This window comes from Streptomyces sp. NBC_01268, from assembly GCF_036240795.1.
GTDB lineage: Bacteria > Actinomycetota > Actinomycetes > Streptomycetales > Streptomycetaceae > Streptomyces.
Genome location: NZ_CP108454.1, coordinates 2,716,539 through 2,740,736 on the forward strand (window position 1 = coordinate 2,716,539; position 24,198 = coordinate 2,740,736).

The window sequence follows — 24,198 nt, forward strand, 5'->3', positions numbered from 1 at the left end:
CTCTGGTACCAGGTTGAGCGAGGGCCGATCGTCGGATGCGTGACTACGACATCCACCCCAGCCCGTACCGCCGCGGTCGTCGACCACGCCCGGCCGGTCCTCGGCACGCTCGGCCTGTTCACCGTGCTGCTGGGCGCGGCACTGCCCCTGATCGACTTCTTCATCGTCAACGTCGCCCTGCCGACCATCGACCACGACCTCGCCGCCGGACCGGCGCTCCTGGAACTGGTGGTCGCGGGCTACGGCCTGTCGTACGCGGTGCTGCTCGTGCTCGGCGGGCGGCTCGGCGACCTCTTCGGACGCCGCCGGCTCTTCCTCGCCGGGATGGGCGCCTTCGGCCTGACCTCGCTCGCCTGCGGGCTCGCCCCGGACGCCTGGACCCTGGTCGGCGCGCGGGTGGCACAGGGTGCCGCGGCGGCCCTGATGCTGCCGCAGGTCCTCGCGACCATTCACTCCTCGACGTCGGGCGCCCGGCACGCGAAGGCGCTGAGCCTGTACGGGGCGACCGCGGGCCTCGCGATGGTGGCCGGCCAGATCCTCGGCGGCGTGCTGGTCGCCGCCGACGTCGCCGGCAGCGGCTGGCGGTCGATCTTCCTGGTCAACGTGCCGGTGGCGCTGCTCGGGCTGCTGCTCGCGGCCCGCTCGGTGCCCGAGACCCGCTCGGACCGGCCGGCGCCGGTGGACGTGCCGGGCACGCTCCTGCTGGCGCTGAGCCTGCTGACGCTGCTCGCCCCGCTGACCGAGGGCCGGGCGGCGGGCTGGCCGCTGTGGACCTGGCTGGCACTGGGCGCCTTCCCCTTCGCGGCCGGGGCGTTCTGGTGGGTCGAGCGGCGGGCGGACCACCGGGGCCGGACGCCGCTGGTGCCGCCGAGCCTCCTCGAGCTGGTCTCGCTGCGCCGGGGGCTGGCCGTGGTGCTGCCGCTGTCGGGCGGCTTCAGCGGCTTCATGTTCGTGATCGCGGTGGCGCTCCAGCAGGGGCTCGCGATGGGCGCGGTGGCCTCGGGCCTGGCGCTGGTGCCGATGGCGGTGGCGTTCTTCGCCGCCTCGCTGGCCGGTCCGCGGCTGGTGCGGCGCTGGGGCACCCGGGTCGTGACGGCGGGCGCGGTGTTCCAGGCGGCCGGGATCGCGCTGATCGCCTGGGCCGTGGGGCACGGCTGGTCGGAGCTCTCGGTGGCGGACCTGCTGCCGGGCATGGCGGTCGCGGGTCTCGGCCAGGGGCTGCAGCTGCCGGTGCTGTTCCGGGTGGTGCTCTCGGAGGTGCCGGGCGAGCAGGCGGGCGTGGGCAGCGGGGTCATGGTGACCACCCAGCAGTCGGCGATGGCGCTGGGCGTGGCGACGCTCGGTTCGCTCTTCCTGTCGCTGGCCTCCTCGCCGGCCGCGATGGGCACGGCGCTGACCACGACGCTGCTGGTCCAGCTGGGCGTGGTGGTGCTGACGCTGCTGCTGAGCCTGCGCCTTCCCCGGTCGGTGAAGTGACCCGGCGGGGCGCCGAGGGTGACCCGGAGGAGTGAAAAGTGAAAGTGGGAGTGACAGATATTGAAATCTGTCATCGCTCATGTCATGGTTGATGGCATGACGCACACGACCTCCCTCCCCACCCGCTCCCTCGGCACCACCGGCCCCCGGGTCTCCGCCCTCGGCCTCGGCTGCATGGGCATGTCCGCGCTGTACGGCGAGAGCGACCGCGCCGAGTCGATCGCGACCCTCCACGCCGCCCTCGACGCCGGCGTGACCCTGCTGGACACCGGCGACTTCTACGGCATGGGGCACAACGAGCTGCTGATCAACGAGGCCCTGCGCACCGCGCCTCCGGCCGCCCGCGAGCAGGCCCTCATCAGCGTGAAGTTCGGCGCGCTGCGCACCGTGGAGGGCGGCTTCACCGGGTACGACGGCCGCCCGGCCGCCGTGAAGAACTTCGCGGCGTACTCGCTGCAGCGCCTCGGCACCGACCACATCGACATCTACCGGATCGCCCGCGTCGACCCCGACGTGCCGATCGAGGAGACCGTCGGCGCCATCGCCGAGCTGGTCGAGGCGGGCCACGTCCGGCACATCGGCCTCTCCGAGGTCGGCGCCGACACCCTGCGCCGGGCGGCGGCCGTCGCCCCCATCGCCGACCTCCAGATCGAGTACTCGCTGATATCCCGCGGCATCGAGGAGAAGATCCTGCCCACCGCACGCGAGCTGGGCATCGGCATCACGGCCTACGGCGTCCTCTCCCGCGGCCTGATCAGCGGCCACTTCACCCGGGACCGCGCCCTCGGCGCGGGCGACTTCCGCGGCATGTCCCCCCGCTTCCAGGGCGACAACCTGGCGCGGAACCTGGACCTGGTGGACCGCCTCCGCGAGGTCGCCGAGGCCAAGGGCGTGACGGTCGCCCAGACCGCCATCGCCTGGGTCCTCGCCCAGGGGGCCCGGCACGGCGCGGACATCGTCCCGCTGGTCGGCGCCCGCCGCCGGGACCGGCTCGCCGAGGCGCTCGGCGCCGTGGACGTGACGCTGGACGCGGCCGACCTGGCGGCGATCGAGGAGGCCGTCCCCGCCGGCGCGGCGGCCGGCGCGCGCTACCCGGAGGCCCAGATGGCCCACCTGGACAGCGAGCACTGACCGGTAGTGTCGTTTCCATGGCCGCCACCGAAACCCTGACCGCAGAGCGCATCCTCGAAGCCACCGAGGAGGTGCTGCGCCGGTACGGCCCCGCGAAGGCGACCGTCGTGGACGTGGCCCGGGTGCTCGGCGTCAGCCACGGCAGCGTCTACCGCCACTTCCGCACCAAGGCGGCGCTGCGCGAGGCGGTCACCGAGCGCTGGCTCTCGCGCACCGAGGTCGCCCTCGCCGAGCTGACCGGCGCCCCCGGGCGGCCCGCGCCGGAGAAGCTGCACTCCTGGTTCGCGACCCTCTTCGAGGCCAAGCGTCACAAGGCGGGCGACGACCCGGAGCTGTTCGCGACCTACGGCGTGCTCATCGACGAGAACAGCGGCGTGGTGGACCAGCACGTCGACGTGCTGATCGGCCAGGTCCGCTCGATCGTCGAGGAGGGCGCCCGGGAGGCCGAGTTCACCGCCGCCGACCCGGACGCCACGGCCCGCGCGCTCTTCCACGCCACCGCTCGCTTCCACGACCCGGCCTATGCGCCGGAGTGGCGACGGCCCGCGATCGAGGCGGAGTTCGAGTCGGTCGTCGGCCTCCTGCTGCGCGGCCTGCGGCCCTAGGCGTCGTCCTCACCGCAGACCACAGGACGCGGGAAAGCCCCCGGTTCCGAGAGGAACCGGGGGCTTTCCCGTGCGTACGCCGGACTCAGCAGCCGAGCAGGCGGCTGCCCAGGTAGCTCTGGATCTGGTCGAGGGAGACGCGCTCCTGCTTCATCGTGTCGCGCTCGCGCACCGTCACCGCGTTGTCGTCGAGGGTGTCGAAGTCGACGGTGACGCAGTACGGGGTGCCGATCTCGTCCTGGCGACGGTAGCGACGGCCGATGGCACCGGCGTCGTCGAACTCGATGTTCCAGTTCTGCCGCAGGTCGGCCGCGAGGCCCTTGGCCTTCGGCGAGAGCTGCGGGTTGCGGGACAGCGGCAGGACGGCGACCTTGACCGGGGCCAGGCGGTGGTCGAGGCGCAGCACGGTGCGCTTCTCCATGACGCCCTTGGCGTTGGGCGCCTCGTCCTCGATGTACGCGTCGAGCAGGAAGGCGAGCATGGTGCGGCCGACACCGGCCGCCGGCTCGATGACGTACGGCGTGTAGCGCTCGCCCGTCTCCTGCTCCAGGTACGTGAGGTTGGCGCCGGAGGCCTTGGAGTGGGCGTTCAGGTCGTAGTCGGTGCGGTTGGCGACGCCCTCCAGCTCGCCCCACTCGCTGCCGCCGAAGGAGAAGCGGTACTCGATGTCGGCGGTGCGCTTCGAGTAGTGGGAGAGCTTCTCCGCCGGGTGCTCGAACCAGCGCATGTTCTCCTCACGCAGGCCCAGGCCGGTGTACCAGTTCCAGCGCTGCTCCATCCAGTACTCCTGCCACTGCTCGTCCTCGCCCGGCTTGACGAAGAACTCCATCTCCATCTGCTCGAACTCGCGCGTGCGGAAGATGAAGTTGCCCGGAGTGATCTCGTTCCGGAAGGACTTGCCCATCTGCGCGATGCCGAACGGGGGCTTCTTGCGCGAGGTGGTCTGCACCTGGGCGAAGTTGGTGAAGATGCCCTGGGCGGTCTCGGGCCGCAGGTACGCGACGGAGCCGGTGTCCTGGGTCGGGCCGAGGTGCGTGGAGAGCAGGCCGGAGAACTGCTTGGGCTCCGTGAAGGTGCCCTTGTTGCCACAGTTGGGGCAGTTGAGGTCGGTCAGGCTCTCGGGGAGGCGGCCGTGCTTCTCCTCGTACGCCTCCTCCAGGTGGTCGGCGCGGAAGCGCTTGTGGCAGGAGGTGCACTCGGTCAGCGGGTCCGTGAAGGTGGCGACGTGACCGGACGCCTCCCAGACCTCGGTGGCCAGGATGACCGACGAGTCGATGCCGACGACGTCCTCGCGCGCGGTGACCATGTAGCGCCACCACTGACGCTTGATGTTCTCCTTGAGTTCGACACCCAGCGGTCCGTAGTCCCAGGCGGCACGCTGACCGCCGTAGATCTCGCTGCACGGGTAGACGAAGCCACGGCGCTTGCTCAGGCTGACGATGGTGTCGATCTTGTCGGCGGCCACGGTGCTCTCTTCATTACGACGACGAAGTGCGAATGCCTCAGGTTACCGGCGCCCGCACCCCCCGTATCAAATCGGTTCCGCCCCGGCCCCGGAGTGCTCGGGAACACAGGGGGACGAAGCGTCCGGCAATTGACAACCGTTTCCATCTTTGTTGAAAATGAGTGTCATGAACGTACGCCGACTGATACCCACCACCGCCCTCGCCGGAGCCGTCACCCTCGGCCTCGTCACCCTCTCCGCCTGCTCCGGCACCTCGGACGCGGCCGGCAAGGGCAGCGGCGGCAAGCTGGACGTGGTCGCGTCGTTCTACCCCATGCAGTACCTGGCCGAGCAGATAGGCGGCGGCCACGTCGCCGTCGACACGCTCACCAAGCCCGGCGTCGAGCCGCACGACCTGGAGCTCAAGCCGAAGCAGATCGGCGAGCTCGGCGAGGCCGACGTCATCGTCTACCTCAAGGGCATCCAGCCCGCCGTCGACGAAGCCATCGCCCAGGCCGGCGTCGCGAACACCGTCGACGCGGCCGCCCTCACCGAGCTGGAGGACCACGACACCTCCTCCGGCCACGACCACGCCGCCGAGGAAGCCGGCCACGACCACGCGTCCGAGGCCGGCGCCGACCCGCACATCTGGCTCGACCCCGTGAAGTACGCCGAGGTCGCCAAGGGCGTGGGCGCCGCCTTCGAGAAGGCCGACCCGGACCACGCCGCCGACTACCGGAAGAACACCGACGCCCTGCTGAAGAAGCTGGGCGCGCTGAACACCGAGTTCGCGAACGGCCTGAAGAACACCACCACCCGGACCTTCATCACCACGCACTCCGCCTTCGGCTACCTCGCCGAGCGCTACGGCCTGGAGCAGGAGGGCATCACCGGCATCGACCCCGAGTCCGAGCCGAGCCCCGCCCGCGTCAAGGAACTCCAGGACATCGCGAGGAAGGACAAGGTCTCCACCGTCTTCTTCGAGACCCTGGCCAGCGACAAGACCGCCAAGACCCTCGCGAACGACACCGGTCTCCAGACCGACGTGCTCGACCCGCTGGAGGGAATCACGGACACGTCCAAGGGCGCTGACTACATCCAGGTCATGCAGTCCAACCTCGCCGCGCTGCAGAAGGCCCTCGGCGCGAAGTGAAACCCACCCCGCAGGGAAAGCAGCAGGAGGCACCCGTGAGCGCACCCGGGCACGACGGCCCCGTCATCTCCGTCCGCGGAGCCACCGCGGCCCTCGGCTCGCGCCCCGTCCTGCGCGGCGTCGACCTCACCGTCCAGCGCGGTGAGGTCGTCGCCCTGCTCGGCGCCAACGGCTCCGGCAAGTCGACCGCCGTCCGCTCCGTCATCGGCCAGGTGCCGCTGACCGGCGGCAGCATCGAGCTGTTCGGCACGGAGCAGAAGCGGTTCCGCGACTGGGCGCGCGTCGGCTACGTACCCCAGCGCACCACCGCCGCCAGCGGCGTGCCCGCCACCATCCGCGAGGTCGTCACCTCCGGCCGGCTCTCCCGGCGCCGCTTCGGCCTCACCACCAAGGCCGACCGGGCCGCCGTCGACCGGGCCATCGCCCTCGTCGGCCTGGCCGACCGCGCCAAGGACTCCGTCTCCGCCCTCTCCGGCGGCCAGCACCAGCGCGTGCTCATCGCCCGCGCGCTCGCCTCCGAACCGGAGCTGCTGATCATGGACGAGCCGATGGCCGGCGTCGACCTCGCCAGCCAGGAGATCCTCGCCGCGACCCTGCGCGAACAGGTCGCGGGCGGCACCTCGATCCTGCTCGTCCTGCACGAGCTCGGCCCGCTGGAGCCGCTGATCGACCGGGCGGTCGTCCTCCGCGACGGCTGCGTCGTCCACGACGGCCCGCCCCCGAAGGCCGTCGGACAGCACGCGCTGCCCGGCCACGACCACGTCCACCCGCACGCGGCCGACGAGCCGCTCCGCACCGGTCTGCTGACCTGAGGACCCCGAGGATCTAGGAAAGCTGCCCCATGGAATTCCTCCAGCTCGCCTTCATGCAGCGGGCGCTCATCGCCGCCGTCCTCGTCGGCATCACCGCGCCCGCCGTCGGCATCTACCTCGTCCAGCGGCGCCAGGCCCTGATGGGCGACGGCATCGGCCACGTCGCCATGACCGGTGTCGGCCTCGGCTTCCTGCTGAACACCAGCCCCGTGTGGATGGCCACCGCGGTCGCCGTCATCGGCGCCGTCGCGATGGAGCTGATCCGCGCGTACGGCAAGACCCGCGGCGACCTCGCCCTCGCGCTGCTCTTCTACGGCGGCATGGCCGGCGGCGTGCTGCTCATCAACCTCTCGCCGACCGGCTCCAACGCCAACCTGAACTCGTTCCTGTTCGGCTCCCTGTCGACGGTCTCCACCGAGGACGTCACGGCCATCGGCATCCTGGCCGCGTTCGTCGTCCTCGTCACCGTCGGCCTGCGCCGCCAGCTCTTCGCGGTCAGCCAGGACGAGGAGTTCGCCCGCGTCACCGGCCTGCCCGTCCGGTTCCTCAACCTGCTCATCGCGGTCACCGCCGCCGTGACCGTCACGGTCGCCATGCGGGTCGTCGGCCTGCTCCTGGTCAGCGCGCTGATGGTGGTCCCGGTGGCCGCCGCCCAGCAGCTGTCCCGGTCCTTCCGTACGACCTTCGTGCTCGCCGTCGTCATCGGCACCGGCGTCACCCTCGCCGGCACGGTGACCTCCTACTACCAGGACGTGCCGCCCGGCGCGACGATCGTGCTCCTCGCCATCGGGGTCTTCATCGCCCTCACGGCCCTCGCCACCCCGCTCGCCCGGCGGCGCGCCCGCGCCGCCGAGAGCGCCGCGCGGGAATGCGACGCCGAGCTCCCGGGCGCCCGGCGCCCCGCCGACGACGTGAACGTCTGACCGCGGTCCGGGCCCAGGGGGGCGGGGGGCTGGCAGAATGGCGGGGGCAGACAAGATTCAAGGAGGCCCCCGTGGTGACGGCAGGACCCCCCGTACGAGGCCGCTCGACCAAGCAGCGGGCCGCCGTGTCGGCGGCGCTGAACGAGGTCGACGAGTTCCGCTCCGCCCAGGAGCTGCACGACATGCTGAAGCACCGCGGCGACTCCGTCGGCCTCACCACCGTCTACCGCACGCTCCAGTCCCTCGCGGACGCGGGCGAGGTGGACGCGCTGCGCACCAGCGACGGCGAGACGGTCTACCGGCGCTGTTCGACCGGCGACCACCACCACCACCTCGTCTGCCGCGTCTGCGGCAAGGCCGTCGAGGTGGAGGGCCCGGCCGTGGAGCAGTGGGCGGAGACGATCGCGTCCGAGCACGGCTTCGTGAACGTGGCGCACACGGTGGAGATCTTCGGCACCTGCGCGGAGTGCGCGACGAAGTGACCTGACATACGAGGGGCCCGCACCGGACGACTTCGGTGCGGGCCCCTCGCGTACGCGCGTCCCGCGCGCTCAGCCCTTGTCGAGCACGGCGAGGTCCGCCGGGTCCACACCGCCGAAGCGCCGGTCGCGCTGGGCGAACTCGACGCAGGCCCGCCACAGGTCCCGGCGGTCGAAGTCGGGCCACAGCACGTCCTGGAAGACCATCTCGGCGTACGCGCTCTGCCAGATCAGGTAGTTGGAGGTGCGCTGCTCGCCACTGGGGCGGAGGAAGAGGTCGACGTCCGGCATGTCCGGGTAGTACAGGTACTTCTGGATCGTCTTCTCGGTGATCTTCGCGGGGTCGAGCCGGCCCGCCTTGACGTCCTCCGCGAGCGCCTGCGCCGCGTCCGTCAGCTCCGCACGGCCGCCGTAGTTCATGCAGAAGTACAGCGTGAGCTTCGTGTTGTCCTTGGTCTGCTCCTGGGCGATCTGGAGCTCCTTGGCGACCGACTTCCACAGCTTGGGCATGCGGCCCACCCAGCGCACCCGCACGCCGAGGGAGTCGAGCTGGTCGCGGGACTTGCGGATGAAGTCACGGTTGAAGTTCATCAGGAAGCGCACCTCTTCGGGCGACCGCTTCCAGTTCTCGGTGGAGAAGGCGTAGAGGGAGATCGAGCCCACGCCCATCTCGATCGCGCCCTGGAGCACGTCGAGCACCTGCTCGGCGCCGACCTTGTGCCCCTCGGTGCGCGGCAGACCGCGCTCCTTGGCCCAGCGGCCGTTGCCGTCCATGACGATCGCGACGTGCTCGGGCACGAGCTCCGACTGGAGCTTCGGCGGGCGGGCGCCGGACGGGTGCGGCTCGGGGGCGCTGTACTCCCGGCGCTGGCGCCCGAGAAGTCGTGCGATGGCCATGGCGATGGATCTCCTAGCTCTTCTCTACGTACCGCAGCGAGCGCAGCCCGCGCTCCAGGTGCCAGTGCAGATAGGCGGACACGAGGCCGCTGCCCTCCCTGACGTGACGCGGTTCGCACGCGTCCGCCGTCTCCCAGTCGCCGGTGAGCAGCGCGCTGAGCAGGCCTACGGCCTCCGCAGAGGGTACGACGCTTCCGGGCACCCGGCAGTCGCCGCATATGACCCCGCCCGCACCGACCGAAAAGAACCGATTGGGCCCGGGAAGTCCGCATTTGGCGCAATCGTCGAAGCTGGGCGCGTACCCGTTCACGGCGAGCGAGCGCAGCAGGAAGGCGTCGAGGATCAGATGCGGCGCGTGCTCACCCCGCGCCAGCGTCCGCAGCCCGCCCACGAGCAGCAGGTACTGCTGCACGGCCGGCTCGCCCTCGTGATCGGTGAACCGTTCCGCCGTCTCCAGCATGGCGGTCCCCGCCGTGTACCGGGCGTAGTCGGTGACGATCCCGCTCCCGTACGCGGCGATCGTCTCGCTCTGCGTGCACAGCGGCAGCCCGCGCCCCACGAGCTCACTCCCCCGGGCGAAGAACTGCACGTCCACGTGCGAGAACGGTTCGAGCCGCGCCCCGAACTTCGACTTGGTCCGCCGCACCCCCCGCGCGACGGCGCGTACGCGCCCGTGACCGCGCGTGAGCAACGTGATGATGCGGTCCGCTTCACCCAGCTTCTGGGTGCGCAGCACGATGCCGTCGTCGCGGAACAGACTCATGGAGCCATTCTCCCGTACGGGGAGAGCGCCCCGGGCCGCCTCGGGCCACTCCCCCCGCTCCGGCGATCCGACCGGCCGATCCCGCCGGCGGGCGAATACGCCGAGGAGACGATTCGGGCGAGCGCCTCAAAGCGACGGAGTTCACCGGCTCCCCTCCCCCAACGGCATATACAGAGGGCGGGTATTCGGACCCCTCCTCGACGATCCGGCCGTGGTGCGGCGGACACGGGCGACCTACGATCTGGTCAAGGGCCGCCGCGCTGTCGCCGGAGGCGTCCCCGGCCCTGCTCGAACCGGCGGCGGAGGACCGAAGACGATGCACGCGTACGACCCGACCGCCGACCTCCCCGCCACCGCCCGGGCGGCGTTCGCCGCAGGCGCCGAGGGATGACGGGGATGCGGCCCTCGACACCGGTCCTGCGCGGCAGCGGCGGCGCCGTGCTCCGTCAGGACGACGCCGGTGACGCGCTCACGCTGAGCCGCGGGGACGAGGAGACGCGCATCCCCCTGCGGGCGATCCGGCGCGTGTCGCCGGGCGGTCGGGCGGTCACGGTCGCCCTCCGGGTGCCGGAGGGCGGGGAGCCCGTCGTCCACGTGGTGCAGGGCGTGAACGACACGTCGGCCTACGTGTTCGCGTCGACGGTGGGCGCGGCGCTGGACAGGCTGCCGGAGCCGCCCGCGCAGTTCGACGGCGCCGCGCTCGTGACGACCCGCTCGCTCGCCACTCCCCGCGCGCCCGAGACGGCGAGCGCCGGAGCCTGGGCGCGGGGTCGCGCGTGGGTCCTGCTGGCTCTCGGTCCGGGCCTGGCGGCGCTGATCGGCGTGAGCGTCATGGTCGTGGTCCGGGGGGAGCCGGCGGCGCTGGTCCTCTCGGTCCTGGTCGGGATCGTGACGGTCGTCCTCAACCTCTGCGGCGCCGCCTCGATGGAGCGGGCCTTCCAGATGTGGGCCCTCCCGTGGCGGGGCGTCACGGTGATGGCAGTGCGGACGAGCCCGTACGGCAAGTCGGGGATCTACGCGTACACGGGCCCGAACGGCGAGTCCCACACGTACTCCCGGCAGGCGTACGCGCGCAGCGTCGAGATCAGCTACCACCCGGACGACCCCGGCGTGGCGGTCGGCGTCTACCCCGTCGTGGTGCGGGTGCTGGTGGCGCTGGGCTCCCTGGCCCTCTGGGCGGCGACGATCGGCATGATCTCCCTGATGGTCGTCATGGGCGCCGGCGTCTGACCGACCGGCTACCCGGCCTCCTTCGTCCGGGTGACGACCGCGCCGAAGAGGGCGAGGCCCTTGATGACGACGCGGGGGGTGCCGGGCTTGCCGGTGCGGCGGGCGGCGCGCTTGTCGAAGACGCCGAAGAGACCGAAGCCGCGGACGTCGACCTCGATGTCCGCGGGGACGAAGATCTTGGTGCCGCCCCAGAGGGCGACGGCGCGGATCTGCGTGTCGTGGCTGCTGAAGCGCGCCTCGGTGAGGTCGACCTGGCCGCCGCCCCACATGGACCAGAACGTCATGCGCGGGGGCACGACCCACCGGCCCTTGCGGTGGAAGCCGCCGAAGATCCCGGCGACGAAGCTGCCCGAGGTCGGGGCGTGGTCGACGACGAGCGCGTCCCGGGGGCCGGGCACGGGGAGGTCGCGGCAGGCCGCTTCGAGTTGGCCGCGGGTGCGCGAGGCGTGCACGTCGTCGAGGCGGAGGGCGAGCTCTTCGAGCGGCAGCCGGCCGCTCTCGACGGCGGACCGCAGCCGCTCCTCGGCGGCGTACCGCTCCTGGTCGGAGGCGAGGATGTCGAGCTCGTGCTGCGTCATGGCGTCAACCCTTGGAGGTAGGCGGCGAGCGCGGAGGAGAGGGCCGTGCGGTACGTGTCGTCGCGCCCCGGGTCGTCGGGGTCGTGACCGAGGTCGGTGAGCCAGTAGCGGCGGCCGAGGGCGTAGCCGTACGCGCCGGACAGGGCGAGGAGGACGACCATCTCGATCCGCTCCCGGTCCGGGCCGTCGGGCCCGGGGAGCACGCCGCGGACGCCGTCCTCGATGGCGTCGACGAGCCGGGAGAGGTCGGTCGGGGCGTCGGGGGCGTCGCCGGCCTCCCGGCCGTGGAGCTGCGACCAGGCCCAGAGCCGGACGTACCGCTCGTCGCCGAGGATCTCGAAGAGGACGCGGGTCATGCCGTCGGCGTACGGCACGCGCCCGTCGGCCTGGAGCCGCTGCCGCACGAGGTCGCGCTTGCGTTCGTTCTCGCGCTGGAGGACGGCGCGGACGAGGGCGGCGTAGGTGCCGAAGTAGTGGGTGACGAGCCCGTGCGTGACACCGACCGCCTCGGCGACCCGCCGCAGGCCGACGCCGTCGGGCCCGTGCCGGGCGATGAGGTCGGTGGCGGCATCGAGAATCTCGGCCCGCGCCTCTTCAGGACTCCGCCGCCGCCGCTTGGTCGCCATTCACCCTCACGCTCCTCCCGCGCCCGCGCCCCCGCGCCCGCTATCGGCAAGGTGGACAATAACGCGCCGGGGCTCTTGTTATCCACCCCGCCAACAGCGCGCCGAGGGATCAACTCGCCATTCAGGGTCACTGGTTGGGCCGCCCGGCTCCAGGAAGGGTCTTCGCGGCGGGAGTTGCGGGTGGGCTTCTGGTGCGGCCAAGCTTGTGGTTGCCGAACAGTGCGCGCGTGCTCACCGTGCTGCGGGTTGCCGCGCCGGGGTGCGGAAGTCCACGTGCCTTTTGGGGCGTTAGGCCGTTAGGGGTGTCGCGGACGCATTCGGCGTCCCGGCCGGAAGGATGGCCCATGTCCCCGAAGCGCGTTACCCGTCGCCTGCTGGTGCTGTCGGCCACGGCGGCTTCCTGCACGGGCGCCTTGAGCGTTCCGGCCGTGGCGAGCACCAACGTTCTGGCGGTCGGAAACGCCGCCTACGACACCACGATGATCAACCAGGACCACGACATCACGGCGGTTGGTGAGACCGCTCACGGCAGCGGGCTGGGGAACGGCCTTGTCCAGCTGCCGGTGGACCACCCCGACAACCGCGGTGGTGGTGGCAGCCTGCTCTTCTCCGATCGTGGGCTGAAGACCGAGGTCACCGCGGTGGTCTGGGAACGATGAGCGGCTGGCGGTTGAGGTGGACCCTGGCCAGGATCTGGACGCCGGCCCTGGTCAGGAGGCGTCTTCGGCAGGGTGCCTCCGCGGCCGGGCTGGCGTCGGGGGCCGTGTCGGGGGCGGTGCGCGGCAGCGATCCGGTCAACGGATACCAGGTGCTGGAGCAGGTGGTGCGCCTGCCGGTCAGCACGTGGCGGTATCACTGGGACCCTCCGCACGTCCGCCACCTGGGCCCCATGGCGCAGGACTGGTGGAAGGCGTTCGGGGTGGGTGAGAACGACAGGACGATCTGCTGCACCGACGCCAACGGGGTGGCCGTCGTCGCGATTCAGGCCCTGCACCGGGAACTGGCCGAGCTACGAGACGAAGTCGCGGCCCTGCGAGCCCAGAGCGACCCGGCGCACGACCCCGGTGGGCCCGGAGCGGCCGGCTCAGGATGAAGGGCCAGGACACCCCAAAGCCGATGTCACCCAGCTTTCGGAGGGTGGTGCGTCCTGGGGCGTCTCGTTCACCAGCCAGGAACCGTTCCACTCCACGTTCCACACCTGGCCGTAGGAGTTCTCGAACTCCACGAAACTCCCCGGAGCGCCTTCGAGGAGCCCGAGCTCCCTCAGCAGCACGTCGGGCGTGGTGAACCCGCGGTTCGGACCCACGCTGCCGCCCTTTGTCCTGGTGTTCTCGTATCGCATCCGCAGGTACGGAACCGGGGGCCTGGAGAGGATCGTCGGCCGCAGCATCCGCTTGCACCGCAGCACCGCCTCCTCCAGGCTCTCGTCTCCGCGGAACTCGCACCGGTACGCCGGGAAGACCGCCGAGACGACCTCGTTCAGGGCCTCGTTCCGCCCGTGGTGGTAGCCGTGCACGGGCGGGGAAGCCGCTGCCACGGCGTCGAACCGGTAGGTCCCATAAGAGAAGCCGGTGGCGACCGTGAGCGGTCGGGCGCCAGGTCCGCGCCCGAGGCGGTGCTGTCTCGCGTACTCGAGAACAGCTCTGGTCAGGCCTTCGTCGTGGACGTCCAGAGAGTTCATCTGGTAGGCCCAGCCTCCATCGACGTCCATGGCGAGGGAGAACATGAAGCGCGACATGGGCGACCATCGCCAGGCCATGGGGAGGTCAGGCACCTCCTCGACGCTCCTGATCTCCGCGACAGCGCGTTCGATGTTCATGTCCGTCATTTTCCCCTTCCCGCGCCGGCTGGATGCGGATGGCATCCGGGCCGCCCGGCTCGGCCTTTGCGAGGATCTTGGATCTCGGGGTTGAAGCTGCCGCTGCGGCAGCTCCTACCGTCGTGACCAGGGCCGGAGACACCGGCCCGGCGACACACACGTGCAGGAGTCGTGATGGACTGGCCGATCGCGGAAGTGGCCCGGATGTCGGGCGTGACCGCCCGGACACTGCGCCACTACGACGAGACGGGCCTGCTGCCGCCGGCCCGGATCGGCGCCAACGGGCGCCGCTACTACGAGGAGCGCCAGCTCCTGCGGCTGCAACAGATCCTCGTGCTGCGGGCCCTGGGCGTCGGTCTGCCGGAGATCGGCCGGATCCTGTCCGAGCAGGTCGACGAGGTGGATGCCCTGCGGGGCCACCGCCGGCACCTCCTCGCGGAACGGGACCGGCTCGACGCCCTGGTCGGCACCGTCTCCCGCACGATCGCCGAACTGGAGCAGTCCAGGAAGGACGGCAACCCCATGACCATCAACCGACCGGAGAACCTCTTCGAGGGCGTGACGCCCTCCCAGTACGAGGAGAACATGCGCGACTTCCCCGAACTCGCCGAGGGAGTCGCACGACGCGCCGCCACGATGAGCCAGGCCGACGCCGACGCCGCGCACCGCGAGCGCACCGCGCAGATGATCCGACTGGCCGAACTCATGGCCGCGGGCCACCCGGCGGACGCCGACCCGGTCCAGGCCGAAATCGACGCCCAGTACCGAGCACTGACCGAACTGCGCGCTGTCTCCGCCGAGGACTACCGGGCCATCGGACGCTCCATCGTCGACAACGAGACGTGGCGCGCCGCGTACGAGGCCATCGTCCCCGGCCTGGCCGCTTACCAGCGCGACGCGATCGAGGCCTACGCAACCACCCGGCTGAACTGAGACACGAGGCAACCGCCGTCGAGGGAGGACCACGATGGCGGTTGCGTCGTGTCACGGCGGACCAGCGATGTTCGATCCCGAGGCCACCCGAAGCCCCATCCCACTGCCGCGCACCCCGGGCCAACCGAACTCCGCCCACGTCCAACGCGACGACCCGACTGGAGGACGACCTCGCCGCGCTGGGGCTGGCCGACGCGTTCGACGCGGTCGTCAACACCTCCCGTATCGGCTTCGCCAAGCCGGATCGCCGGGTGTTCGAAACGGCGGCGCGGTCCGTCGGAGTGGCGTCCGACCGCTGTCCCTTCGTCGACGACACCCTCGGCCACGTGGAAGTCGCCCGGGCCGCCGGGCTCATCGGGCACCATGACGCAGGCGTCGACGCGCTGCGCGGCGCAACCGAGGCAAAGGCGACTCGCGACACCGCGTACACAGCGATCCCCCGTCCACTTATGGAACCCATAAGTCCGCCTTATGAGGCCATAGACCGGGGGCGGGTACTCACCCGCTCGGCGCATTATTTAGGGTGACCTAAGTGCGGCGGGCCCCTGCCGACACGTCGCTTGCGAAGGGAAACCCGTCATGCCCCGCCCCCTCCGTGTCGCGATCGTCGGCGCCGGCCCCGCCGGGATCTACGCCGCTGACGCGCTGCTGAAGTCCGAGGCCGCCACCGAGCCGGGTGTGTCCATCGACCTCTTCGAGCGGATGCCCGCCCCCTTCGGCCTGATCCGCTACGGCGTCGCGCCCGACCACCCCCGCATCAAGGGCATCATCACCGCCCTCCACCAGGTCCTCGACAAGCCGCAGATCCGCCTCTTCGGCAACGTCGACTACGGCACCGACGTGCACCTGGACGACCTGCACGCCTTCTACGACGCCGTGATCTTCTCCACCGGCGCCACCGCCGACCGCGCCCTGAACATCCCGGGCGTCGAGCTCGACGGGTCGTACGGCGCCGCCGACTTCGTCTCCTGGTACGACGGGCACCCGGACGTCCCCCGCACCTGGCCGCTGGAGGCCGAGAAGGTCGCCGTCCTCGGTGTCGGCAACGTCGCGCTCGACGTGGCCCGGGTCCTCGCCAAGACCGCCGACGAACTGCTGCCCACCGAGATCCCCGCGAACGTCTACGACGGCCTCAAGGCCAACAAGGCGCTGGAGATCCACGTCTTCGGCCGGCGCGGCCCCGCCCAGGCCAAGTTCAGCCCCATGGAGCTGCGCGAGCTGGACCACTCGCCCAACATCGAGGTCATCGTCAACCCCGAGGACATCGACTACGACGAGGGCTCCATCGCCGAGCGGCGCAAGAACAAGCAGACCGACATGGTCGCCAAGACCCTCGAGAACTGGGCCATCCGCGACATCGGCGACCGCCCGCACAAGCTCTTCCTGCACTTCTTCGAGTCGCCCTCCGAGATCCTCGGCGAGGACGGCAAGGTCGTCGGCCTCCGCACCGAGCGCACCGAGCTCGACGGCACCGGCAACGTGAAGAGCACCGGCCAGACCACCGACTGGGACGTCCAGGCCGTCTACCGCGCCGTCGGCTACCTCTCCGACGAGCTGCCCAAGCTGCCCTGGGACGCCGCCAGCGGCACCGTCCCGGACGCGGGCGGCCGGGTCGTCGAGGAGAGCGGCGCCCACCTGCCCTCCACCTACGTCACCGGCTGGATCCGGCGCGGCCCCGTCGGCCTCATCGGCCACACCAAGGGCGACGCCAACGAGACCGTCGCCAACCTCCTCGACGACCACGCCAACGGGCGACTCCTCGCGCCCGAGTCCCCGCAGGAGGAGGCCGTCGTGTCCTTCCTGGAGGGCAAGGGCATCGCGTACACCACCTGGGAGGGCTGGTACGCGCTCGACGCCGCCGAGAAGGCCCTCGGCGAGCCGCAGGGCCGCGAGCGCGTGAAGATCGTCGAGCGCGACGAGATGCTGCGCGCCAGCGGCGTCGACCTGGGCTGACCCCTTCACCCCTCCCTTCGGGCCTTCCCGGTCCTACGCTGAAAGGACCGGGAAGGCCCGAAGGGAAGTGACGTCATGGGCGTCATGCGCGTCATGCGCGTCGCGGAGACCGCCGCAGGCCCGGCCGCGCCACCGTCCCCGGGCCGGCCTGCGGGCGATCCGGACCGGAGCGCCGTCTACGCCCGCCTCCACGCCGCCGACCGCCACCCCACCGGGTCCCTCGGCCCCCTCCGCCCCCGGGATCTCGACGCCCTCGCCGACTCCGCCTGGTGGTCCGGCCGCGTCGACGAGTCGGTCTCGGTGCGCCTGCGCGCCCACTCCGCACACGTCGCCGAGGGCGACTGGCGGGGCGCCGGGCTCGCGGCCTGGTGGCTCCACCACACGTACGGGCGGCTCGGCCGGCCCGTCGCCGCGGCGGGCTGGCTGCACCGGGCCCGGCATCACCTGGAGGGGCGGCCCGACTGCCCCGAGCAGTGCTTCCTCGCCCTCACCGACATCGACGAGGCCCAGGCGCACCACGACCCGGCGGCCGCGCTCGCCGCCGCCCGGCGCATGAACCGGCTCGCCGCCCGCTCCGGCAGCCCCGACCTGCTCGCCCTGAGCCGCCAGGCCGAGGGCGCCCTGCTCCTGGCCCAGGGCCGCCGGGCCGAGGGGCTCGCGCTGCTGGACGCCGCGATGGGCGCGGTCACGCGCGGCGAGCCGAGCGGGATGACCACCGGGCTCCTGTACTGCCTGGCCCTCGACACGTGCGGGGGCGCGGCGGAGTTCGGGCGCCTGGTGCGCTGGACGGGTGCCGCGATGGCCTGGTGCGCCACGGCGCCCAACCCCTTCCGCGCGCCCTGCCGCCTCCACCACGTCGAGGTGCTCGACCTGCTCGGCGACTGGGCGCGCGCCGAGGAGGAGGCGCGGCTGGTCTGCCAGGAGGCCCTGGAGGACGCGCTCGACACCGCGGCCGCCGCCGCGTACGCCGTCGGCGAGGTCCGGCGCCGGCAGGGCCGCCGGGACGAGGCGGCCCGCTCGTACGCCCGGGCCCATGCGCTGGGCCGGGTCCCTCAGCCGGGGCTCGCCCTGCTCCGGCTCGCCCAGGGCCGGGCCGACGCCGCGCTGGCGGGGCTGCGGCTCGCCCTGGACTGCCAGAGCGACCCCGGGCACGCCGTCCTCGGCCGGGCCCGCCTGCTCGCCGCCCTCGTCGAGGTGGACCTCGCGGTCGGCAGGGCCGGTGCCGCCGAGGAGGCGGTCGTGGAGCTGGAGGAGCTGGCCTCGGCGCGGGGCGTGCCCCTGCTCGCCGCGATGGCCGCGACCGCGCGGGGGGCGCTCGCGCCGGGCGCGGCGGCGCGGGAGCCGCTGCGGCGGGGGCTCGCGCTCTGGCGGGGGCTGGGGATCCCGTACGAGGCGGCGCGGACGCGGATGCTGCTCGCGGCGGCGGAACGGGCTGCGGGGGACACCGAGGCCGCCCGGCGGACCCTGACCGCCGCCCGGCGGGCCTTCGAACGCCTCGGAGCCGCCCCGGAGGCCCGCCGGGCGGGGCGACCCGGCACCCCGGTGAGCAGGCCCCGCCGGCCCCCTACAGCGGCGTAGTGCGCGCCGTGGCCAGCAGCCGTGCGGTGTCGTCCGCGCACAGCGCGAGCGCGTTGCCGACCGTACCCAGGACCTCGCGCTCCGCCGGGCTGTACGGGCCGTCCGCGAGGGCGATGCGGGCGCCCTGGAGCAGGATCGATTCGCGGCCCGCGGCGGCCAGGTGCGGGGCGAGGGGTTCGAGGGCTTCGTGGAGTTCGATGGCGAGGGCCGCTCCCCCGCTGCTGATGTCGGGGAGGAAGCGCCCGGTGTCGGCGGCGAGGGCCTCGACGAGGTCGACGAGCTGGAGGGCCGTGCAGTCCGTGAATCCGGCCGCCCGGACTCCGGCGGCGGCGGTGTCGACGGCGGTGCGGGAGGTGGTGCCGCCGGCGGCGAGGACGGCGAGGGCGACGGTGTGGACGGCGTCGCGCAGCATCGCCGAGAACCGTCCGGTCGTCGGGTGGGTGAGCGCGTCCGTGCCGAAGTGGGTGTGGCAGGCGGCGCACTCGACGACGGGGCCCGCGCTGCCCCGGGGCAGCAGCGGTACGCCCAGGAGGGCGAAGCGGCGGCGTCCGGTGCGGCGGCGGTAGTTGCGGTCCCCGCCGCACTCCTCGCAGAAGAACTCGCCGTCGCCGATCGTGTTCCACGAGGTGCGGATACCGCAGAGAACCCTGCTCCGGTCCGATGACTTCCGCGCTGCCCGCACGCCGCACCTCCTTCACGTCCCGGCAACATTGCCGGCGTTGGCGTGATGTTAGCCACATCGATGATGCGGCGTCAGCACCTCGTCAGCAGAACGCAACGGAGATGGCCGAGACCCGCCGGGCTCCACAGGGGTCCGGCGGGCCTCGGTCGGGGGGTCAGGAAGCGCGCTTGCGCAGCTTCGCGAAGGCCAGGAAGCCGCCGCCGAGGAGGACGGCCGCTCCGGCGACGCCCATCGCGGCCGGTCCGAAGGCCGAGCCGGTGGTGGCGAGATCACCCTCCGGGGTGGACGAGGGGGACGGGGCGGGGGCGCCCGCCGACGTGGTGGAGGAGGGGGTCGGCGAGGCCGGGGTCGACGGGTTCGACTCCGACGGGGTGGGGGTGGCCGAGGCCGGCGGGGTGGTGGCCGGGGTGGTCGGCTTGCCGGGGACGTCCGTGGGGGTGGGCTTGGGCTGCTCGGGGGTGACCGGGGGCTTGCCGGGGGTGGTGCCGGTGGGCAGGCAGCCGGTGAAGTTCATCTGGTGGGTCTCGGCGCCGGGCACGGTGAGCAGCTTCTCGGCGACGACGGAGCCGTTGACGTGGCCGGGGCCGACGCCGGGGCCGCCCATCTCGACGGTGGCGTTCGGCGCGAAGATCGTGCCGGGCCAGGAGGTGTAGTTCTTCTTGACGCTCTCGGCCTGCGGGAAGTTCCACAGCAGCTTGGAGCGGACGCTCTTGAAGGCGTCGCTGCCCGCGTTGTAGTCGTCCATGACCAGGGCGCCCTTGGCCTCGTCCCAGAGGTAGACGCCGTAGGTGGGGGCGGTGCTCATGTCGTACGAGCCGCCGAGGACGTTGACGAGCGTGGAGGAGCCGGCCGGGACCTTGAGGGATATCGCGCCGGCCTTCTGGAGGTCGGCGGCGGCGACGGCGAAGACGTTCAGCTTGGCGTCGGTGCCGGTGAGCATGAGGCCCTGGTAGTCGGTCGAGCGGCCGACGGTGCCGTTGGGCTCGACGGCGGCCCAGCCGGCGGAGAGGGTGCGCAGGGAGGTGAACTCCTTGCCGAAGTCGATCGGCGAGGGTCCTTCCTTCACCTTGTCGCCGTCGACGCCGAAGCCGGAGCCCTTGGTGGAGCGGTCGACGACCTTGCCGGCGATGCCGGTGCCCTTGTCGAGGACGACCTGGTTGGCGTAGAGGGTGCCGCCGACGACGAGGCTGTGGCCGCCGGGGAGCGCGGCGAGGTCGCCGGAGCCGAGGCGGCTGCCGATGGAGAAGCCGGAGGGCCCCTTGGGGTCGCCGAAGGTGGCGTCGCCGCCGACCGCGACGGCGCCCTCGGAGTCGGAGTGGCGGACGGAGTCCTTCTCGACGAACTCGGCGTAGCGGCCGGCGGTGCCGAGCGGATTCGTCTCGCACGCGGTGGTGGCGGAGGCGGCGGGGGCCCAGGTGAGGGCGGCACCGGTCACGGCGAGGACGGCGGCCACGGCGGCGGACGTGCGCATGCGGGCTCCAGGTCGAGGAGTGCGGGGAGGAAGGTGTCCGAGGGGATGCCTGGGGGCTGATCCGCGGGGACGAGCCGACCTTCCGCCATGCGCTGATGTGGCGTCAACTCATCCGATATGCCGCCGATTCCGGCATGTCGTGAGGATCTTCCTTAAGCGAACCTGAAACCGTGGCGCAGATCACATCCGGTGGGTGCCGCGGGGTCGCGAACGCCGCTGCCCCGCACCCCTGAGGGGTGCGGGGCAGCGGCCCGGGCGTCGGGTCAGCGGGCCGAGCGGTTGACCGCCGAGACGACCGCCTTCAGCGAGGCGCGGGTGGTGTTGGCGTCGATGCCGATGCCCCACAGGACCTTGCCGTCGATGGCGCACTCGATGTACGAGGCGGCCTGCGCGGAGGCGCCCTCGCTCATCGTGTGCTCCTGGTAGTCCAGCAGGCGGGCGTCCACGCCGACCGCCTGCAGCGCGGCGAAGAAGGCGGAGATCGGACCGTTGCCGGATCCGGTCAGGACCGTCTCGGCGCCGTCGACGACCGCTTCGACCTTCAGGGTGTCGGTGCCGTCCGTGTCGGAGGTCGACTGGCCGGAGCGCAGCTGGATGCGGCCCCAGGCGTTGTCCGGGTTGGGCAGGTACTCGTCCTGGAAGACGGACCAGATCTGCGCCGGGGTGACCTCGCCGCCCTCGGCGTCGGTCTTCGCCTGGATGATCCGCGAGAACTCGATCTGCATCCGGCGGGGCAGGTCCAGCTTGTGGTCGTTCTTCAGGACGTACGCGATGCCGCCCTTGCCGGACTGCGAGTTGACCCGGATCACGGCCTCGTAGGAGCGGCCGACGTCCTTGGGGTCGATCGGCAGGTACGGCACCGCCCACTCGATGTCGTCGACGGTCTTGCCCTGGGCGGCCGCGTCGGCCTCCATGGCGTCGAAGCCCTTCTTGATGGCGTCCTGGTGGGAGCCGGAGAAGGCGGTGTAGACCAGGTCGCCCGCGTAGGGGTGGCGCGGGTGGACCTCCATCTGGTTGCAGTACTCGGAGGTCCGGCGGACCTCGTCGATCTGCGAGAAGTCGATCTGCGGGTCGACGCCCTGGCTGAACAGGTTCATGCCCAGGGTCACCAGGTCGACGTTGCCGGTGCGCTCGCCCTGGCCGAACAGGCAGCCTTCGATGCGGTCGGCGCCGGCCATGATCGCCAGCTCGGCCGCGGCCACCGCGGTGCCGCGGTCGTTGTGCGGGTGCACGGACAGGCAGACGTGCTCGCGACGGGTCAGGTTGCGGGACATCCACTCGAAGCGGTCCGCGTGCGTGGAGGGCGTCGAACGCTCCACGGTGGCGGGCAGGTTGAGGATGATCTCGCGGCCGGGGCCGGGCTGCCAGACGTCGCAGACCGCCTCGCAGACGTCCAGGGCGAAGTCCAGCTCGGTGTCGGTGAAGATCTCCGGGCTGTACTGGTAGCCGAAGGTGGTCTCCGGGCCCAGCAGCTTCTCGGCGTACTCCATCACCAGGCGGGTGCCGTCGACCGCGATCTGCTTGATGTCCTCCTTGGAGCCGCGGAAGACGACCCGGCGGAAGGTGGGCGCGGTGGCGTTGTACAGGTGGACGGTGGCGCGCTTGGCGCCCTTCAGGGACTCCACGGTCCGCTCGATCAGGTCCTCGCGGGCCTGGGTCAGTACGGAGATGGTGACGTCGTCCGGGATCGCGCCCTCTTCGATGATCGAGCGGACGAAGGCGAAGTCCGTCTCGCCGGAGGACGGGAAGCCGACCTCGATCTCCTTGTAGCCCATACGGACCAGCAGGTCGAACATCTCGCGCTTGCGGGCCGGGCTCATCGGGTCGATCAGGGCCTGGTTGCCGTCGCGCAGGTCCGTGGAGAGCCAGCGGGGAGCCTTGGTGATGCGCTGCTCGGGCCAGGTGCGGTCAGGGATGTCGACGGCCTCGTACCGCCCGTACTTGTGGACGGGCATCCCGGACGGCTTCTGCAGGTGCGTCGCGGTGGTGACGGGGGTCGGACGGCTGACGAACGGAGACTGGGACATTGCGTAGGGCTCCTCGGGTCCTCTGAAACGGGACGGCCGACTGTCGAACGCAACACCGAAACCCGCGGGGAGGGGGTCGGCCTACGACTACAGGCCCTCGCCGCGGCAGCTAAGGAGAAGCAGCCCGAAACGCATGATGTGCGTCACCATAGCCCAGCACCGGCGGAGGCGGACGTCCCGTTTCAGTATGCGGGACGGGCTCGGCGTCAATGCCGAAAGGTGACCCATCACTCCATTTCGCCAATCATGGTCGCAAGCCGTGACACCGGCACCACTCAGTGCCACATTGCTGCCATGACTCCCCACTTCTGCACGATCGTCCCGCCGCACATCCTGGAGCACCTGGCCCGGTCCGAGGACCCGGCCGTCGCCGAGGCCGCCCGGCGGACCCTCGCGGTCGACGCCGCGCAGCGCACCACCCGCAGGCTGGCCCCGCCCGCCGAGCGCACCGGGACGCCCGGCACCGTCCGGCGCACCATCTACGACACGGGGAACAGCACCGAGCTGCCAGGCACCAAGATCCGCGACGAGGGCGGGGCGGCGACCTCGGACGCCACCGCCAACCGGGCGTACGCGGGCCTCGGCGCCACCTTCGACCTCTTCGAGAAGGTCTACGGCCACGACTCGATCGACGGCGCCGGCATGGCGCTGCTCGCGACCGTCCACTACGACGAGAAGTACGACAACGCCTTCTGGAACGGCGAGCAGATGGTGTTCGGCGACGGTGACGGGGAGCTCTTCCTCGACTTCACCATCCCGGTCGACGTCATCGGCCACGAGCTCGCCCACGGCGTCACCCAGCACTCCGCGAACCTCGCCTACTACGGCCAGTCGGGCGCGCTCAACGAGTCCGTCTCCGACGTCTTCGGCTCGCTCGTGAAGCAGTACGCGCTGGGCCAGTCGGCCGACCAGGCCGACTGGCTCATCGGCGCCGGCCTGCTCGGGCCGGCCATCGACCGGGGCGTGGCCCTGCGCTCCATGAAGGAGCCGGGCACGGCGTACGACGACGACGTCCTCGGCAAGGACCCGCAGCCCGCGACGATGGACGACTACGTCCGTACCCACGCGGACAACGGCGGCGTCCACATCAACTCGGGCATCCCCAACCACGCCTTCTACCTGGTCGCCACCGCCCTCGGCGGCAACGCGTGGGAGCGGGCCGGGCAGATCTGGTACGACACCCTGACCGGCGGCACGCTGGACCAGGAGGCCACGTTCAAGGAGTTCGCGGCGGCCACGGTCGCGGCGGCGAGGGCCCGCTACGGCGACGGCGACGAGCTCAAGGCCGTCACCGACGCCTGGTCGGCGGTCGGCGTGCCGACCCGTTGAGGGTGCGGTAGACAGGCCCCATGAAGATTCGTGTCGTACGCACAGGGGGCTTCGCGGGGATCGAGAAGTCGGCGGAGGTGGAGACCGACGGCCGGCCCGATCACGAGCGGCTGCAGGCGCTGGCCCGCGAGGCCCTCGACGCGCCGCCGCCGCCGGAGACCCGCGGGGTCCCGGACGGCTTCGGCTACGAGATCACGATCGACGGCAAGACGGTGAAGTGGGCGGACCCCCACCTCACCGAGGAGCAGCGCGAGCTGATCCAGCTGGTTCTGAAGGAAGGCGCCTAGCC

Annotated in this window: 26 protein-coding genes; 17 read left to right on the forward strand and 9 right to left on the reverse strand. The window is 71.8% G+C overall.

Features of this window, described 5'->3' with window-relative positions; all coding sequences use genetic code 11:
* Positions 1 to 39: 39 nt before the first annotated feature.
* From OG309_RS12005 to OG309_RS12015, 3 genes are all read left to right on the forward strand, one after another.
* Positions 40 to 1,476 (forward strand): MFS transporter, encoded by a 1,437-nt coding sequence (locus tag OG309_RS12005; protein ID WP_329420422.1) that lies wholly within the window; start codon positions 40 to 42, stop codon positions 1,474 to 1,476.
* A 96-nt stretch (positions 1,477 to 1,572) separates the two neighbouring features.
* Positions 1,573 to 2,607 (forward strand): aldo/keto reductase, encoded by a 1,035-nt coding sequence (locus OG309_RS12010; RefSeq protein ID WP_329420424.1) that lies wholly within the window; start codon positions 1,573 to 1,575, stop codon positions 2,605 to 2,607.
* Between the two features lie 17 nt (positions 2,608 to 2,624).
* Complete coding sequence (locus OG309_RS12015; protein WP_329420426.1) at positions 2,625 to 3,212, forward strand: TetR family transcriptional regulator; 588 nt, start codon at positions 2,625 to 2,627, stop codon at positions 3,210 to 3,212.
* 85 nt (positions 3,213 to 3,297) lie between these two features.
* Here the strand turns inward: OG309_RS12015 and OG309_RS12020 are convergent, their stop codons facing one another.
* Positions 3,298 to 4,677 (reverse strand): glycine--tRNA ligase, encoded by a 1,380-nt coding sequence (locus tag OG309_RS12020; protein WP_329420428.1) that lies wholly within the window; start codon positions 4,675 to 4,677, stop codon positions 3,298 to 3,300.
* A 166-nt stretch (positions 4,678 to 4,843) separates the two neighbouring features.
* Between OG309_RS12020 and OG309_RS12025 the strand changes: the two genes are divergently transcribed.
* From OG309_RS12025 to OG309_RS12040, 4 genes are all read left to right on the forward strand, one after another.
* A complete protein-coding gene (locus tag OG309_RS12025) occupies positions 4,844 to 5,809 on the forward strand; it encodes a metal ABC transporter substrate-binding protein (RefSeq protein WP_329420429.1) in 966 nt (321 codons plus the stop codon).
* A gap of 35 nt (positions 5,810 to 5,844) precedes the next feature.
* A complete protein-coding gene (locus OG309_RS12030; protein ID WP_329420432.1) occupies positions 5,845 to 6,621 on the forward strand; it encodes a metal ABC transporter ATP-binding protein in 777 nt (258 codons plus the stop codon).
* 29 nt (positions 6,622 to 6,650) lie between these two features.
* Entirely contained in the window at positions 6,651 to 7,544 is an 894-nt protein-coding gene (locus OG309_RS12035; RefSeq protein ID WP_329420433.1) for a metal ABC transporter permease, read from the forward strand.
* 71 nt (positions 7,545 to 7,615) lie between these two features.
* A complete protein-coding gene (locus tag OG309_RS12040; protein WP_329420434.1) occupies positions 7,616 to 8,026 on the forward strand; it encodes a Fur family transcriptional regulator in 411 nt (136 codons plus the stop codon).
* Positions 8,027 to 8,095: 69 nt separating this feature from the next.
* On the opposite strand, the gene OG309_RS12045 is transcribed toward OG309_RS12040, so the two are convergent.
* Both OG309_RS12045 and recO read right to left on the reverse strand, forming a co-directional pair.
* Positions 8,096 to 8,920: an isoprenyl transferase gene (locus OG309_RS12045; protein ID WP_329420435.1), complete on the reverse strand. Its 825-nt coding sequence runs from the start codon at positions 8,918 to 8,920 to the stop codon at positions 8,096 to 8,098.
* Positions 8,921 to 8,933: 13 nt separating this feature from the next.
* On the reverse strand, positions 8,934 to 9,683 hold the full coding sequence (gene recO / locus OG309_RS12050) for a DNA repair protein RecO (protein WP_329420437.1): 750 nt from the start codon (positions 9,681 to 9,683) through the stop codon (positions 8,934 to 8,936).
* 211 nt (positions 9,684 to 9,894) lie between these two features.
* Here recO and OG309_RS12055 point away from each other — a divergent pair, with 211 nt between their 5' ends.
* Positions 9,895 to 10,074 (forward strand): hypothetical protein, encoded by a 180-nt coding sequence (locus OG309_RS12055; RefSeq protein ID WP_329420439.1) that lies wholly within the window; start codon positions 9,895 to 9,897, stop codon positions 10,072 to 10,074.
* 5 nt (positions 10,075 to 10,079) lie between these two features.
* Entirely contained in the window at positions 10,080 to 10,913 is an 834-nt protein-coding gene (locus OG309_RS12060; RefSeq protein ID WP_329420440.1) for a hypothetical protein, read from the forward strand.
* 8 nt (positions 10,914 to 10,921) lie between these two features.
* Here the strand turns inward: OG309_RS12060 and OG309_RS12065 are convergent, their stop codons facing one another.
* On the reverse strand, positions 10,922 to 11,491 hold the full coding sequence (locus OG309_RS12065; RefSeq protein ID WP_329420441.1) for a DUF1707 SHOCT-like domain-containing protein: 570 nt from the start codon (positions 11,489 to 11,491) through the stop codon (positions 10,922 to 10,924).
* Positions 11,488 to 12,117 carry a TetR/AcrR family transcriptional regulator gene (locus OG309_RS12070; protein ID WP_329420442.1) on the reverse strand — a complete coding sequence of 210 codons (630 nt, stop codon included), beginning with the start codon at positions 12,115 to 12,117 and terminating at the stop codon, positions 11,488 to 11,490. The genes OG309_RS12065 and OG309_RS12070 overlap by 4 nt, the downstream gene beginning before the upstream one ends.
* A gap of 344 nt (positions 12,118 to 12,461) precedes the next feature.
* On the opposite strand from OG309_RS12070, the gene OG309_RS12075 reads away from it, so the two are divergent.
* Both OG309_RS12075 and OG309_RS12080 read left to right on the forward strand, forming a co-directional pair.
* Positions 12,462 to 12,776: a hypothetical protein gene (locus OG309_RS12075; protein ID WP_329420443.1), complete on the forward strand. Its 315-nt coding sequence runs from the start codon at positions 12,462 to 12,464 to the stop codon at positions 12,774 to 12,776.
* A gap of 11 nt (positions 12,777 to 12,787) precedes the next feature.
* Complete coding sequence (locus OG309_RS12080) at positions 12,788 to 13,210, forward strand: tail fiber domain-containing protein (protein WP_329420445.1); 423 nt, start codon at positions 12,788 to 12,790, stop codon at positions 13,208 to 13,210.
* On the opposite strand, the gene OG309_RS12085 is transcribed toward OG309_RS12080, so the two are convergent.
* On the reverse strand, positions 13,202 to 13,936 hold the full coding sequence (locus OG309_RS12085) for a hypothetical protein (RefSeq protein WP_329420446.1): 735 nt from the start codon (positions 13,934 to 13,936) through the stop codon (positions 13,202 to 13,204). The two genes, OG309_RS12080 and OG309_RS12085, sit on opposite strands and share 9 nt — an antisense overlap.
* Positions 13,937 to 14,110: 174 nt before the next feature.
* Between OG309_RS12085 and OG309_RS12090 the strand changes: the two genes are divergently transcribed.
* From OG309_RS12090 to OG309_RS12105, 4 genes are all read left to right on the forward strand, one after another.
* Entirely contained in the window at positions 14,111 to 14,869 is a 759-nt protein-coding gene (locus tag OG309_RS12090; RefSeq protein ID WP_329420447.1) for a MerR family transcriptional regulator, read from the forward strand.
* Positions 14,779 to 15,396 carry an HAD family hydrolase gene (locus tag OG309_RS12095; protein ID WP_329420449.1) on the forward strand — a complete coding sequence of 206 codons (618 nt, stop codon included), beginning with the start codon at positions 14,779 to 14,781 and terminating at the stop codon, positions 15,394 to 15,396. The genes OG309_RS12090 and OG309_RS12095 overlap by 91 nt, the downstream gene beginning before the upstream one ends.
* A gap of 52 nt (positions 15,397 to 15,448) precedes the next feature.
* Positions 15,449 to 16,822, forward strand: coding sequence for an FAD-dependent oxidoreductase (locus tag OG309_RS12100; protein WP_329420450.1), 1,374 nt, complete (start codon positions 15,449 to 15,451; stop codon positions 16,820 to 16,822).
* Positions 16,823 to 16,897: 75 nt separating this feature from the next.
* Positions 16,898 to 18,400: a LuxR family transcriptional regulator gene (locus tag OG309_RS12105; protein WP_329420452.1), complete on the forward strand. Its 1,503-nt coding sequence runs from the start codon at positions 16,898 to 16,900 to the stop codon at positions 18,398 to 18,400.
* Here OG309_RS12105 and OG309_RS12110 read toward each other — a convergent pair.
* From OG309_RS12110 to leuA, 3 genes are all read right to left on the reverse strand, one after another.
* Positions 18,387 to 19,082 carry a tellurite resistance TerB family protein gene (locus tag OG309_RS12110; protein ID WP_329420453.1) on the reverse strand — a complete coding sequence of 232 codons (696 nt, stop codon included), beginning with the start codon at positions 19,080 to 19,082 and terminating at the stop codon, positions 18,387 to 18,389. The genes OG309_RS12105 and OG309_RS12110 overlap by 14 nt on opposite strands.
* A gap of 154 nt (positions 19,083 to 19,236) precedes the next feature.
* Positions 19,237 to 20,553 (reverse strand): choice-of-anchor A family protein, encoded by a 1,317-nt coding sequence (locus tag OG309_RS12115; RefSeq protein ID WP_329420455.1) that lies wholly within the window; start codon positions 20,551 to 20,553, stop codon positions 19,237 to 19,239.
* A gap of 263 nt (positions 20,554 to 20,816) precedes the next feature.
* Complete coding sequence (leuA, locus tag OG309_RS12120) at positions 20,817 to 22,580, reverse strand: 2-isopropylmalate synthase (RefSeq protein ID WP_329420457.1); 1,764 nt, start codon at positions 22,578 to 22,580, stop codon at positions 20,817 to 20,819.
* 294 nt (positions 22,581 to 22,874) lie between these two features.
* Between leuA and OG309_RS12125 the strand changes: the two genes are divergently transcribed.
* Together OG309_RS12125 and OG309_RS12130 are read left to right on the forward strand one after the other, a co-directional pair.
* On the forward strand, positions 22,875 to 23,909 hold the full coding sequence (locus OG309_RS12125; RefSeq protein WP_329420459.1) for a M4 family metallopeptidase: 1,035 nt from the start codon (positions 22,875 to 22,877) through the stop codon (positions 23,907 to 23,909).
* Between the two features lie 20 nt (positions 23,910 to 23,929).
* Entirely contained in the window at positions 23,930 to 24,196 is a 267-nt protein-coding gene (locus tag OG309_RS12130) for a protealysin inhibitor emfourin (protein WP_329420461.1), read from the forward strand.
* The last annotated feature ends 2 nt before the right edge of the window (positions 24,197 to 24,198 follow it).

What these genes read in the sequence shown, in the direction of transcription:
- OG309_RS12100 (WP_329420450.1), top strand. Translation starts at nt 15,449, where the DNA reads ATGCCCCGCCCCCTCCGTGTCGCGATCGTCGGCGCCGGCCCCGCCGGG.
- OG309_RS12070 (WP_329420442.1), bottom strand. Translation starts at nt 12,117, where the DNA reads ATGGCGACCAAGCGGCGGCGGCGGAGTCCTGAAGAGGCGCGGGCCGAG.
- OG309_RS12015 (WP_329420426.1), top strand. Translation starts at nt 2,625, where the DNA reads ATGGCCGCCACCGAAACCCTGACCGCAGAGCGCATCCTCGAAGCCACC.
- OG309_RS12060 (WP_329420440.1), top strand. Translation starts at nt 10,080, where the DNA reads ATGCGGCCCTCGACACCGGTCCTGCGCGGCAGCGGCGGCGCCGTGCTC.
- OG309_RS12115 (WP_329420455.1), bottom strand. Translation starts at nt 20,553, where the DNA reads ATGCGCACGTCCGCCGCCGTGGCCGCCGTCCTCGCCGTGACCGGTGCC.
- OG309_RS12125 (WP_329420459.1), top strand. Translation starts at nt 22,875, where the DNA reads ATGACTCCCCACTTCTGCACGATCGTCCCGCCGCACATCCTGGAGCAC.
- OG309_RS12130 (WP_329420461.1), top strand. Translation starts at nt 23,930, where the DNA reads ATGAAGATTCGTGTCGTACGCACAGGGGGCTTCGCGGGGATCGAGAAG.
- OG309_RS12025 (WP_329420429.1), top strand. Translation starts at nt 4,844, where the DNA reads ATGAACGTACGCCGACTGATACCCACCACCGCCCTCGCCGGAGCCGTC.
- OG309_RS12065 (WP_329420441.1), bottom strand. Translation starts at nt 11,491, where the DNA reads ATGACGCAGCACGAGCTCGACATCCTCGCCTCCGACCAGGAGCGGTAC.
- OG309_RS12090 (WP_329420447.1), top strand. Translation starts at nt 14,111, where the DNA reads ATGGACTGGCCGATCGCGGAAGTGGCCCGGATGTCGGGCGTGACCGCC.
- OG309_RS12035 (WP_329420433.1), top strand. Translation starts at nt 6,651, where the DNA reads ATGGAATTCCTCCAGCTCGCCTTCATGCAGCGGGCGCTCATCGCCGCC.
- OG309_RS12075 (WP_329420443.1), top strand. Translation starts at nt 12,462, where the DNA reads ATGTCCCCGAAGCGCGTTACCCGTCGCCTGCTGGTGCTGTCGGCCACG.
- OG309_RS12010 (WP_329420424.1), top strand. Translation starts at nt 1,573, where the DNA reads ATGACGCACACGACCTCCCTCCCCACCCGCTCCCTCGGCACCACCGGC.
- OG309_RS12105 (WP_329420452.1), top strand. Translation starts at nt 16,898, where the DNA reads ATGGGCGTCATGCGCGTCATGCGCGTCGCGGAGACCGCCGCAGGCCCG.
- leuA (WP_329420457.1), bottom strand. Translation starts at nt 22,580, where the DNA reads ATGTCCCAGTCTCCGTTCGTCAGCCGTCCGACCCCCGTCACCACCGCG.
- recO (WP_329420437.1), bottom strand. Translation starts at nt 9,683, where the DNA reads ATGAGTCTGTTCCGCGACGACGGCATCGTGCTGCGCACCCAGAAGCTG.
- OG309_RS12045 (WP_329420435.1), bottom strand. Translation starts at nt 8,920, where the DNA reads ATGGCCATCGCACGACTTCTCGGGCGCCAGCGCCGGGAGTACAGCGCC.
- OG309_RS12085 (WP_329420446.1), bottom strand. Translation starts at nt 13,936, where the DNA reads ATGAACATCGAACGCGCTGTCGCGGAGATCAGGAGCGTCGAGGAGGTG.